The organism is Desulfovibrio sp. JC010 (assembly GCF_010470675.1).
Classification (GTDB): domain Bacteria; phylum Desulfobacterota; class Desulfovibrionia; order Desulfovibrionales; family Desulfovibrionaceae; genus Maridesulfovibrio.
In genome coordinates this window covers 1-12392 of record NZ_VOIQ01000003.1, presented here as the reverse complement: position 1 = coordinate 12392, position 12392 = coordinate 1, and the positions used below count along the sequence as shown (strand labels likewise).

11 protein-coding genes and 1 pseudogene are annotated in these 12392 nt (G+C 52.1%); 8 read left to right on the top strand and 4 right to left on the bottom strand.

Translation table 11 applies throughout. The annotated features are described in order from the left end of the window. Positions 1 to 23 precede the first annotated feature (23 nt). Positions 24 to 926 carry a caspase family protein gene (locus FMR86_RS03965; protein ID WP_163349790.1) on the bottom strand — a complete coding sequence of 301 codons (903 nt, stop codon included), beginning with the start codon at positions 924 to 926 and terminating at the stop codon, positions 24 to 26. A gap of 38 nt (positions 927 to 964) precedes the next feature. Then, a complete protein-coding gene (locus tag FMR86_RS03960; protein WP_163349789.1) occupies positions 965 to 1435 on the bottom strand; it encodes a DUF2628 domain-containing protein in 471 nt (156 codons plus the stop codon). A 215-nt stretch (positions 1436 to 1650) separates the two neighbouring features. On the opposite strand from FMR86_RS03960, the gene hisS reads away from it, so the two are divergent. The 6 genes from hisS (at position 1651) to FMR86_RS03930 (ending at position 8656) form a co-directional block, all read left to right on the top strand. Further along, a complete protein-coding gene (gene hisS, locus FMR86_RS03955) occupies positions 1651 to 2889 on the top strand; it encodes a histidine--tRNA ligase (protein ID WP_163349788.1) in 1239 nt (412 codons plus the stop codon). Between the two features lie 32 nt (positions 2890 to 2921). Further along, a complete protein-coding gene (gene aspS / locus FMR86_RS03950; RefSeq protein WP_163349787.1) occupies positions 2922 to 4745 on the top strand; it encodes an aspartate--tRNA ligase in 1824 nt (607 codons plus the stop codon). Positions 4746 to 4776: 31 nt separating this feature from the next. Continuing rightward, complete coding sequence (gene def, locus FMR86_RS03945; RefSeq protein WP_163349786.1) at positions 4777 to 5289, top strand: peptide deformylase; 513 nt, start codon at positions 4777 to 4779, stop codon at positions 5287 to 5289. Continuing rightward, positions 5265 to 6215, top strand: coding sequence for a methionyl-tRNA formyltransferase (gene fmt / locus FMR86_RS03940; RefSeq protein ID WP_163349785.1), 951 nt, complete (start codon positions 5265 to 5267; stop codon positions 6213 to 6215). Before def ends, fmt begins: the two co-directional genes overlap by 25 nt. Before the next feature lie 308 nt (positions 6216 to 6523). Beyond that, positions 6524 to 7342, top strand: a complete 819-nt coding sequence (locus FMR86_RS03935) for a DUF116 domain-containing protein (protein ID WP_163349784.1) — start codon at positions 6524 to 6526, stop codon at positions 7340 to 7342. Positions 7343 to 7357: 15 nt separating this feature from the next. Continuing rightward, positions 7358 to 8656, top strand: coding sequence for a transcription antitermination factor NusB (locus FMR86_RS03930; protein ID WP_163349783.1), 1299 nt, complete (start codon positions 7358 to 7360; stop codon positions 8654 to 8656). 63 nt (positions 8657 to 8719) lie between these two features. On the opposite strand, the gene FMR86_RS03925 is transcribed toward FMR86_RS03930, so the two are convergent. Beyond that, complete coding sequence (locus tag FMR86_RS03925; protein WP_163349782.1) at positions 8720 to 9478, bottom strand: lipopolysaccharide assembly protein LapB; 759 nt, start codon at positions 9476 to 9478, stop codon at positions 8720 to 8722. Between the two features lie 323 nt (positions 9479 to 9801). On the opposite strand from FMR86_RS03925, the gene FMR86_RS03920 reads away from it, so the two are divergent. Beyond that, positions 9802 to 10368 carry a helix-turn-helix domain-containing protein gene (locus tag FMR86_RS03920; protein WP_163349781.1) on the top strand — a complete coding sequence of 189 codons (567 nt, stop codon included), beginning with the start codon at positions 9802 to 9804 and terminating at the stop codon, positions 10366 to 10368. Between the two features lie 12 nt (positions 10369 to 10380). Continuing rightward, positions 10381 to 12027 (top strand): AMP-binding protein, encoded by a 1647-nt coding sequence (locus FMR86_RS03915; protein WP_163349780.1) that lies wholly within the window; start codon positions 10381 to 10383, stop codon positions 12025 to 12027. 257 nt (positions 12028 to 12284) lie between these two features. Here the strand turns inward: FMR86_RS03915 and FMR86_RS20800 are convergent. Continuing rightward, positions 12285 to 12392: pseudogene (locus tag FMR86_RS20800) on the bottom strand (IS110 family transposase); the annotation flags it as partial.

The following is a 12392-nucleotide window of genomic DNA, read 5'->3' as shown; positions in this document are numbered from 1 at the left end:
TTGAATTAAAAGAGTCGTTCGCTCTAATTCAACAACATATCCATAACTTCCCCGGCCTTGTCCTTCTTAGGCTTGGGAGGCGGCGGAGGGGTGTACTGCTGCTGTTGCTGGCTGCCGGAAGACTGACTTGAAGTCTGTGAAGACGAGGATGATCCTGACGAGCCTTTTCCGGCGAAATAGAAATCACCGACCATTGAGGAGGATTCCCACGGGACCTGCTTCTTTCCGGTATCTTTCATTACGCCCCGGCGGACCTGCTTGAAGAATTTTTCAATAGTCATGCCTTTTTTGTTCATATTGCCGATCATGTGGGTCACGTAGGGGCTGTTGCGGCCCTTGCCGTCATAGGCTACCCGGCCCGGTGAAGTTGCAAAGGCGATGAACGATCCGGTGGGAGCATCCATCTGGGCCAGACCGTTGCGACCGGACCGAAAACTGCGTTTAAAGGGATTGTTGCGGCAGGCATCAAGAATAACCACGTTCATGCGGTTCCCGGCATCTTCCATTTTTGCCAGCACCTTTCCGGCATCAATGGCTTCGTAAGGCACATCGGACTGGCCTTGAAGATTCATGCCCAACGGGCAGAGATAGTTGATGCCGTTAACCTGCAATCCGTGGCCGGAAAAATAAAACAATCCCACATCGTAGTTCTTAAGCTTGCTGCCGAATTTATCGATGGCCCGGCCAATGGTCGCCCGGTCCGCATCCTTAAGCACCATGACATCAAAACCGACCCGGCTTAGAGACTTGTCCATGGCCGCCACATCGTTAACCGGATTTTTCAGCGGTCCGTTTTTGTAGGCCGAGTTGCCGATGAGCAGGGCCAGCCGTTTCTGGGCCAGACAATCAGCGGCTGAAAGCAGCATAACGGTCATGGTCAAGACAAAAAATAAACAGAACAGCCTGAGTGAGATTGCTTTTTTCATTTAGGAACCCCCCTTCGAAATATGAGTATCTATTCTCCTTATACCACAACTTGGTGGAAAGAAAAGATGAAAGCACTTCCGAAGAAAAGAGACATAAAGAATATCCAGAGCGGCTGCAGGAAAAAGCAGAGCAGACCCACAATTTTGACCCAGCCGTGCACCCCGCCGGTATCGCGCATAATGATCGAAGCCCCGCCCACGGGAGCGGTTGATTTAATGGCCCCGATCTTGGCTGTACTGTCGCGGTAGTAAAAGAAATACGCGCTCATGCCGTAGCCGATCTGGGCAATGAAATTACCGAAGGGCAGAAAGCCGATCAAGAATGTTATAGCGGCCCAGAAGTACATCTTACGGTACAGGAACCACCAGAACCCGAACAGAAATGCGGGCCAGTGCCATGTTACGGTAAAACCGTCACGCAGCTGCTGGAACTTGGCAAAGTTGAAAAGGTATTTGCCCGCATTGGGGCCGATATATTCGTTGTAATCCTGTGAAGTGATCATTTCCATAATGTTTAATCTCCTGCCCCCTTTAATGCCGCAGCTTAAACGATTTAGCAACCGGGCAGCAGACAAAGCCCCTAAGCCTGCATCCGGCACGATCTCAACCGTCTGGAGCTTTGACATTCATATAATAATGGACTAACGAAATTTGGTTCCACGCTCCGTGCCGGGGGCGGACCACAAAATTCAGCATTCCCCGGAAATTCGCAAAGAGAAGATAAATGGCAAAAATACAGAAAATCAAAGGCGTTGCAGACCTTTTCCCAGAGGATAGCGCGAGATATGCGTTCATGGAAAAGACCGCGAGGGATGTTTTCACCTCTTACGGTTTCGGTGAACTGAGGACTCCGATCCTCGAAAAGACCGAACTTTTCTGCCGCTCCATCGGTGAAGAAACCGATGTGGTGCAGAAAGAAATGTACACCTTCCCCGACCGTAAGAACCGCTCCCTGACCATGCGTCCGGAAGCGACTGCCGGGGTTGTCCGCGCTTACGTGGAGAATAAGATCTACCAGCCGGGCAAGGTAAGCAAATTTTTCACCTTCGGTCCCATGTTCCGCTACGAGCGGCCGCAGGCCGGACGCATGCGCCAGTTTCACCAGATCAATGCCGAGGTCTTCGGCGCATCCGAGCCGCAGGCCGATGCCGAAGTCCTGCTCATGCTTTCCGGCTTCCTGAAGGGAATCGGTCTGGAAAAACTTTCCTTTGAGCTGAACTCCCTTGGCTGCCCTGAGTGCCGTCCCAAGTACAATCAGGCTCTCAAGGATTTTTTCAATTCCCTCGACAAGAGCGAACTTTGCGATGACTGCCAACGCCGCGTGGACACCAACCCGTTGCGTGTACTCGACTGCAAGGTCAAAAGATGCAAGGAGCTGACCAAGGATGCTCCCTCCATTCCCGACCACCTCTGCACCGAGTGCCGCGATCATTTTGATGTAGTCATCAGCCTGATCGATGAAGCCGGACTGGAATACACCCTCAATCCACGTCTCGTGCGCGGACTTGATTACTACCAGCGCACCACTTTCGAAGTCACTTCCGGTGACATCGGAGCGCAGACCGCTGTTGCAGGCGGCGGACGTTACGACGGCCTTGTGGAGTCCCTCGGCGGCCCCAAGAAGGTGCCGGGTATCGGTTTTGCCTGCGGTATGGAACGTCTGGCCATGCTGCTGGAAGGTGAATACGAAGCAGCCACTGATTTTTACGTGGCCCTTGTGGACGAAAGAGCTTCCAAGGACGCACTCATCTTTGGTGAAAAGCTGCGCCGAAGCGGCCTGAAAGGTGAAGTGGGTTTCACTGCCAAGAGCATGAAAGCCCAGCTGCGCCACGCCAACAAGATCAATGCAGCGAAGTGTTTCATCTTCGGTGCTGACGAATATGAAAACGGAACGGTCACCATTAAGGATATGACCGAAGGCGGCGAACAGGAGACTGTCAGCCGTACCGACTATTTCAAATAATAAATTTCAAATAATATAGGGAGAGACTAAAAATGTCTGAACAGATTGAAGAACGCGATTACGATGAATACCGGGTAATTGAATCCCTCGGCGACTGGGAACGCACCCACAGCTGCAACCAGATCACCGCGGCAAACATGGGCGAAAAAGTCCTGATCATGGGCTGGGTACAGTTCCGCCGTGACCACGGCGGTCTGATCTTCATCGACCTGCGCGACCGTGAAGGTCTCACCCAGGTTGTTTTCAGCCCCGAGCACAATGCTGGCGCCCACGAACGCGCCCATGCCATCCGCTCCGAATACGTGGTCGCCATCAAAGGAGAAGTTCGCGAACGCCCCGACGGCATGCGTAACGAAAACCTGACCACCGGTGAAATCGAAATCGTTGTTGATGAATGGAAACTGCTCAACACTTCCGAAACTCCTCCCTTCGCCATTGAAGACCGCTCCGACGCTTCCGAAATGCTGCGTCTGAAATACCGTTTTCTGGACCTGCGCCGCCCCACCCTTGCCAAGAACTTCATCCTGCGCAACAAGGCCGCCCAGTCCGTACGCCGTTACCTCGACAATCTCGGTTTCCTTGAAATAGAGACCCCGGTACTGACCAAATCCACCCCCGAAGGTGCCCGTGACTTCCTCGTACCCAGCCGCATGAACAACGGTGATTTCTATGCCCTGCCGCAGTCCCCGCAGCTCTTCAAGCAGATGCTTATGGTTTCCGGCATGGACCGTTATTTCCAGATCGTTAAATGCTTCCGTGACGAAGACCTCCGCGCAGACCGTCAGCCCGAATTCACCCAGATCGATATCGAGATGAGCTTCGTCAACGAAGAGCAGGTCATGGGCATGGCTGAAGAAATGGTCCGCACCGTCTTCAAAGAGACCATCGAAACCGAACTGCCCGCATCCTTCCCCCGCATGAGCTACGCAGACGCCATACGCGATTACGGTTGCGACAAGCCGGACGTACGTTTCGACCTCAAGCTTCAGGAAGCCACTGACATCTTCAAGGGTTCCGACTTCAAGGTCTTCGCCAGCTCCGAGCTGATCAAGATCCTGCGCGTACCCAACGGTGCCGAGCTTTCCCGTAAGGAAATCGACGAATACACCAAATTCGTTGAAATCTACGGTTCCAAGGGCCTCGCATGGATCAAGGTCAAGGAAGACGGCGAATGGCAGTCTCCCATCGTCAAATTCTTCTCCGAAGAAGAATGCGCCAAGCTGCGTGAACTGACCGACTGCCAGCCCGGCGACATCCTCTTCTTCCAGGCCGGAGCAGCCGACATCGTCAACGCCGCTCTCGCCGCCCTGCGTATCAAGATCGGTGAACGTTTTGAACTCATCGATGAGTCCAAGTTCGCACCCCTCTGGGTTACCGACTTCCCGCTGCTTGAGTACAACGCTGACGAAAAACGGTACGTTGCCCGCCACCATCCCTTCACCTCTCCGCAGGAAGGGCAGATTGACGAACTGGCCGACAAGCCTGCTGAAGCACTCGCCCGTGCATACGACCTCGTTATGAACGGCTACGAAGTAGGTGGCGGTTCCATCCGTATCCATACCCCGGAAATGCAGGAAAAAATGTTTGCAGCTCTGGGTATCGACGAAGAAGAAGCCCGCGCCAAGTTCGGCTTCCTCATGGACGCGCTCCAGTTCGGCGCACCGCCGCATGGTGGTATTGCTTTTGGTCTGGACAGACTTATTATGATTCTGTGCGGTGCCAAATCCATCAGGGACGTTATCGCTTTCCCCAAAACTCAGAAAGCAACCTGCCTGATGACCGAAGCACCGTCCGGCGTATCCGCTACCCAGCTCCGTGAGCTTGGTGTACGCCTGCGTGAGAAAAAAGAAGCATAAGAATTAAAAAAGCCTCTGGAGGCTTTAGCATATGAAAATGGAAATATTAGCTTATCCCGAATCGTCTTTGGGTGAAGTATGCGCTCGGGTTGAGGAAATTACTCCTGAGCTTAAGGAGCAGGTCGATAACATGATCGAGACCATGTACGAGGATGACGGCGTGGGCCTTGCGGCTCCGCAGGTCGGCATCCAGAAAAGGCTCATCGTGATCGATCCTTCCGGTCCCAAAGAGCGTACTGATTTGCAGGTTATTGTTAACCCGGAAATCGTTGAAAAGAGTGCTGAGAAAGTTGACTCCGAAGAGGCATGCCTTTCCTGCCCCGCTTTCAAGTGCACCATCAAGCGTCATGCTGAAGTGACCGTTACCGGTACCGACCTTGAAGGCAATGAACTGAAAATCGAAGCTGACGATTTTCTGGCCATTGTGCTGCAGCATGAAATTGACCATCTGGATGGTACTCTCATTGTCGACCGTGTAGGCCGCCTGAAACGTGCAATGTACGATAAGAAGGTAAAAAAATGGCTGAAAAACGCTGGAAAATAGTTTTCATGGGCACCCCGGACTTTGCGTCCACCATCCTCGAATACCTCGTGGAATGGGACGGATGTGAAGTTATCGGAGCTTATACCCAGCCGGACCGCAAAAGTGGCCGCGGACAGAAGGTAAATCATTCCGCAGTCAAGAAAGTTGCGCTGAAAAACGATATTCCCGTTTACCAGCCTGTTAACTTCAAGGACGAAAAGGATGTTGAAGAACTGCGCGCGCTGGAGCCGGATTTTCTGGTGGTTGCGGCCTACGGGCTGATCCTGCCCCAGGCTGTGCTGGACATCCCGGCAGTGATGCCCATCAACGTGCATGCATCCCTGCTGCCCAAGTATCGCGGTGCCGCACCCATTCATCGCTCTGTTGCCAATGGCGACCACGCCACCGGGATCACCATCATGAAGATGGAAGCGGGCCTTGATACCGGGCCGATTCTGGTTCAGCAGGCCCTCGGCATTGCCTGGGACGACTTTACCGGAAAAGTACATGACGAACTTGCTGATATGGGCGGACCGCTGGTCATGGAAACCCTGCTGCGCTATCAGGATGGTCGTCTGACTGTTCTGCCGCAGGATGATTCCATCGCCACCTACGCTGACAAGCTGAGTAAGGAAGAAGGGCTGATCGATTGGAATCTTCCGGTCAAGGAAGTGCACAACAAAATTCGGGGCATGTATCCGTGGCCCGGTGCTTTTTACTTCTGGACTCCCGAAGACAAAGATCCCATCCGCCTCGTGCTTTCTCCCGGCAAGCCCGGTGATGAAGAGGTCGGCGATCACGCGCCCGGAACCATTGTCGGCGAATTTGACGGCATGCTCGGCATCGCCTGTCAGGACAAGATTTACCTCGCATCAAAGGTCAAGCCAGCCGGAAAGAAAGAAATGGACGGCAAAGCTTTTATTTGTGGGTATTTAAATAAATGCTAAGAATGCCTCCGGCGGCTTAAACCCTTTTGATTCGCCACTTCCTGTGGCTCACCCCTTCGGGGCGTTGCCTTGCAGGAAACGTCCAAATTCGCTTTCCTGCGAATTTGTGTCAAAAGGGTTTAAGAATCCCAAAACCTTTTAGTCGTTTTGTTTTGGGGTAGTTTGGAGGATTGTACTTGTTTTAAATAAAATGATCTTGCTGCGCTAGCAGCGGCGAAGCCCTAATAAAAGTTTTAGGAGAGTCCAGAGAACCCTTTTTCAAAAGGGTTCACTGGTCCCCGAAGGGCCGCCGGAGGCGAATTTAATATATGAGTGTAGAAAAAGATAATAAAAAGCGTCTTTTCATCGGCCTGATTACCGGGACCTGTTTGCTGCTCTGCGCATTTCTGGGCCTGCTTTGGTATGTTCCATATGCGGGGCTGGATTCTTTCGGTGCGTGGGCGACTTGGAGCTGGGGGCTGTTCATTTTCGCACTCATTGTGCTGGTGGGCTGGGCGTATGCAGGTCTGCTGATCAACGTGATACTGGGCAAAACGCATCCCTTTTTTCAAAAAGCGCGCGGCTTGAGCATTAAACTCTTCCTGCCGCTCATGACCATTCTGGGGCGTGTGTTCGGGCTTTCCAAGCGCAAGATTCGCGGTTCTTTTATCAAAGTGAATAACGAGCTGGTACTTTCCGAAGTGGGACGTTTTGATCCTGAAAAAATCATGATCCTGACCCCGCACTGTTTACAGGCCAGCCGTTGCGATATGCGTCTGACTTACGACATTGATAACTGCAAACGCTGCGGCCTGTGTACCATCAAAGGTCTGCTGGAACTGCGCGATAAATACGGCGTACATTTCCATGTTGCCACCGGGGGGACTATCGCCCGCCGTCTGGTAGTACAGAACCGCCCGCGCATGATCATTGCTATCGCCTGTGAGCGCGACCTTGCTTCCGGTATTCAGGATACCTATCCGCTTCCGGTTTACGGCGTACTCAATGAGCGTCCGCACGGTCCCTGCCTTGATACTCAGGTTTCACTTATTGATGTGGAAAACGCACTTCGCCGTTTCCTCAAGGAAGACAAGCTTCCCGCTGATGCCGATAAGAATGTCGGCCTGACCCCGCTGACCGGGCTTTAGGCCGGGACTCCGCTGATGGCAAAACAAAAAAAGAACAATTCCCTTTCCCTGCCCGGACCGAGGGGCGTGGCCTTTGAATGCGTAACCCGCGCTCTTGACGGTGGTGCGGATGCACAGGCCGTGCTTGATAATGCGCTCACAGCTGCAAATCTGGACGGACGCGACCGGGGCTTCGTCACAGAGATTCTCTACGGCTATCTGCGCATGCGCATGCGTTTGCAGAATGTGCTGAGTTGTTTTCTCTCCCGCCCGGACGGACTGCCTGTTCCCGTGCTGCGGGTGCTGGGCATGGCCGCCTATGAAATCCTGCATATGGATGTTCCGGCATACGCTTCCGTAGACTGGGGCGTGGATTCCGCAAAACGTCTTTCCAAAGGTAAACTGGGCGGGCTGGCAAATGCCGTGCTGCGCAAGGTGGCAAGGCTGGCTGAAGACGGCGCAGACGAAGATTTTTTCCGCCGCAACACTGATTCCGACATCGAATTTCTTTCCGCATTTTATTCCTGCCCGGAATGGATTGTGGAACTCTGGCTGGACAGCTATGGCCGTGACAGGGCCGAGCAATACCTTGAAGCCCAGATCTGCCCGCCTGCTGCCGGATTCGTGCTCAATACCGCAGATAAAAAAGCCAAGGCCGCAGCCATGCAGCTGCTGGAAGAGGAAGACTACATTGCCTCGGACGGGCAGGCTTTTGCATTTTATTCCGGTTACTGGCCCGAAGCTTTCAAAGGACTGAAAGAATCGGTAACCCGCCAGAGCTATGCTGCCCGTGAAGCCCTTTCCGTGCTCGATCCACAGGAATGGCCCACCCCGGTCTGGGACGGTTGTTCCGGTCGCGGCGGCAAGTCAAAATTTCTGCATTCGCTGAAAATTTCACCCATCATTGCCAGTGATCCCCATAAACGCAGATTGGCTGCGCTGAAGCGGGAAGTCCCGTCTGTGGCATCTTTCCGGGCTTCGGCCATCAATCCGCCGCTGGCAAAAGAATCTATCGGCACCGGCCTGCTGGACGTACCCTGTTCCGGTCTGGGCGTGCTTTCCCGCAGGCCGGACACCAAATTCAAGCGCACTCCCGAAGACATGGATTCGCTGGTCCGCTTGCAGGCCAAAATTCTGGACAACGCATGGCAGACCATCCGCAAAGGCGGACGGCTGGCCTACATCACCTGCACGCTCAACCCGGACGAGAATGAGCGTCAGGTAGCTGCTTTCCTTAAACGGCACAAGGATGCAACTCCGCTAAAAGAGTGGACCACCCCGCCTGATTCGGAACTGCGCGAATTTTTCTATTCCGCTTTGATTGAAAAGAAGTAAGTAAAAGGCCCCTTTCAACATCATGTTGAAAGGGGCCTTAAAATTTTACCTAAAGTTCTCAAGCTACGCCTGATCAGGATGATGCTTTTTAAGAAATTCCAGAAACTTGGCAGCTTCCTGATGTTCGGAATTTAATTCAATAGCTTTTTTGAGATGGGCGGCACATTTATCAAGCACACCTTTTTCAAAGTAAGCCCGGGCGATGTTGTAATGCAGGTTTTCATCGCTTGCAGTCATTTCCAATGCCCGGTCATAGTAATCGATAGCCTGATCCTGCATGCCTGTCTTACGCAGGTTGATGCCGAATTCATTGAACAGGTGCTTGTGTTCGGTCTGGAAGGCCGCATCAAGCTTGACCAGCCTGTTGAAAATATCGTTGGCTTTGTTGGCTTCGCCGCGTTCCATATAGGTAAGTCCAAGACCGAAGTTGGCTTTTACGTTGTCTTCATCCACGCCCAGCGCGTTCTGAAATTCGAATTCCGCACTGTAGGTAGCTCCGGCCTGCCTTGCTTTTTCACCACGCTCAATGGTGGTACTCAGCTCCTGTATCTTGGGATAAACAGTGGAAACATAGAATTCAGGCTCAGGAGAATATTTTGAAAGGAATTCTTCCATAGGAACAACTGTTTTAGGTCCGGCAGGAACGTAACTTGTGTTCAGGGGCTGAACTTCGACATTCTCCGGATTCAGCTCTTCAACCATCCAGTACATCTTGCTGATGGTCCGGCGCACTGTTGTTCCGGTACCGATCTTCTGTACATTCTGGCTGGAGAAAAGGCCCTTGATTGTTTGTCTTCCTGTATTTTGATCTGCCGCAGCCATTTGTTGTTCCTTTTGATATCCTGAAATTTATGCGCACTATAGATAATATTTACAGAAAATACCACTATCAAAATCCCGCCCCGCCACACAATTATAATCCCGAAGACTAATGGCAAGAAAAAACTCTTAATGCTTAATTTTGTTCTTCATTTTTCTTTCACTAAGATTTAGACTGACTCTTCTTCGGTATATTGTTAAAAACAGGTGCACAATGATCGGATAAGATGACAAATGTCCGACATTGATGTAAGTACTCATTTTTTGACTTTTTTATTGTATTTATCAAAAGCAGTTTAAACGGGTTTAGACCAGCAGAGGGGATTATGAGCAAAGCAAAAGTAGGACAGCGTATTAAAAATTTCAGGGAAAAACAGGGTTTGAGCCTTGATGAATTTTCCGACCGCACCGGCCTTGGAATTGATTTCCTTACAGCCGTGGAAGAAAAAGAAAAATACCCCTCGCTAGGTCCTCTACTTAAGATTGCCAGAGCTCTCGGTGTAAGACTGGGCACCTTCCTTGACGATCAGGTCAGCAAAGACCCGCTCATCGTCAAGCTCGGCGAGCGCAGGGAAGAATTTGCCATGCATTCCGATCAGGAAAAGACAGCTTCCATGAAGTACTTCTCCCTTGCCAAAGGCAAGAGTGACCGCCACATGGAACCCTTCTTCATCGAAATCCAGCCTGAAGATGCAGAACCCAAGACGACTTCCCACGAAGGCGAAGAATTCATCATCGTTGTTTCCGGCAAGCTGAAAGTCGTTTACGGCAAAGAAGAAAGCGTTCTGGAAGCCGGCGACAGCGTATATTTCAATTCCGTGGTCCCGCACTATGTTGCTGCTGAAGGCAACGAAAAGTGTGATATCTACGCAGTTCTTTATTTCCCGGAATAAGAGAGGATTTTCATGGAACAATCACATCTCAGGGAAATCACTCTTGGCGCGCTTCTGGATGAGGCTGTTGAAAAATGGCCGGAACAGGAAGCTGTTGTCTATGTGGACCGCGATTTCCGCCTGACCTACCGCGAGTTCGGTGAGCTGGTGGATGATCTGGCCATGGGTCTTATGGCTCTTGGAATCAAGAAAGGCGAGAAGGTGGCTGTCTGGGCTACCAACGTGCCTTACTGGGTGGCATTGCAATTCGCCACCGCCAAAATCGGGGCCATCCTGCTGACCGTTAACACTTTTTACCGCACCACCGAGCTGGAATATCTGCTTAAGCAGTCCGAATGCGAGAACCTGGTCATCATCGACGGTTTCAGAGAGATCGATTATCTCCAGACCGCATATGAGCTGATTCCCGAACTCAAGACTCAGGAACGCGGTTACCTCAAAAGCGAAAAATTCCCCGATCTCAAAAGGGTTTTCTTCCTCGGTCAGGAAAAGCACCGCGGCATGTACTCCATGGCCGAGGTCATCAACCTTTCCGCAGTAACCACAGAGGAAGACTACGAAGAACGTCAGGCTTCCCTTGATCCGCATGATGTGGTCAACATGCAGTACACCTCAGGAACCACCGGGTTCCCCAAGGGCGTACAGCTGACCCACTACAACATCGGCAACAACGGGTTCTGGATCGGCGAGAATCAGGCTTTCAAGCCCGGTGACCGCCTCTGCCTGCCCGTGCCCCTGTTCCACTGTTTCGGTTGCGTACTCGGTGTACTGGCCGCGGTGAACCACGGAACCACCATGGTCATCCTTGAAGGGTTCGATCCGCTGCTGGTCATGGCTTCTGTGGATCAGGAAAAATGCACCGCCCTTTACGGTGTACCGACCATGTTCATCGCCATCCTCGAACACAAGCTGTTCGATAAGTTCGACTATTCTTCACTGCGTACCGGCATCATGGCCGGATCGCCCTGCCCCATCGAGGTCATGAAGAAGGTCATGGACAAGATGAACATGAAGGACATCACCATCTGTTACGGTCTAACCGAGGCTTCCCCGGTTATGACCCAGACCCGCATGAGCGACAGCGTACAGCGGCGCACAGAGACCGTTGGCCGGGCCATGCCTGAAATCGAGGTGGCCATCATCCATCCCGAAACAGGCGAGATGTGCGCACCCGGCGAAACAGGTGAAATCTGCTGTCGCGGTTACAACGTCATGAAGGGCTACTACAACAACCCTGAAGCAACCAACTCCACCATCGATATGGACGGCTGGCTCCATTCCGGAGACCTCGGAACCATGGATGAAGAAGGCTACGTTGACGTAACCGGACGCCTCAAAGACATGATCATCCGTGGCGGGGAGAATATCTACCCCCGTGAAATCGAAGAATTCCTCTACACCATGGACGGCATTCTCGACGTGCAGGTGGCCGGGGTTCCCAGTGAGAAATACGGGGAGCAGGTCGGCGCATTCATCATCCTCAAGGATGGTGTGGAAATGACCAAGCAGGATGTCATCGACTACTGCCGCGGTCAGATCTCGCGCTACAAAATTCCCAAGTTCATCACCTTCCTTGACGCTTATCCCATGACCGCAAGCGGCAAGATCCAGAAATACAAACTCCGGGACATGGCCGCAGAGCTGTACCCCGACGCATAATATTTGGCCTTCGGCGACCCCGCCGGGGGCCTTAAACCCTTTTTGTAAAAAGGGTTTAAGAATCCCAAAAACTTTTATTAAGGCTTCGCCGTCTCTGTATTCGAAGACTGTTTTAGTACGCTTTTTGCGAAGCATAACTAAAAACGTCTTTGAAAGAGAGGGGATGGGGTCTGGGGAAGGGGAGAGAAAACTTTGGGCGTTAGCAAAGTTTTTTCTCCCCTTCCCCAGCCGCCGGAGCAACGGTGGCAAAAGTCAAGCTACGCAGGCTGCTCAGACCAATATTGGTCGTTAGCAATTAGGGCATTCAAAATGCCAAGTAACTTTCTCATTGATGCGACCATCGCAACTTTATGAGCTTTGCCAGC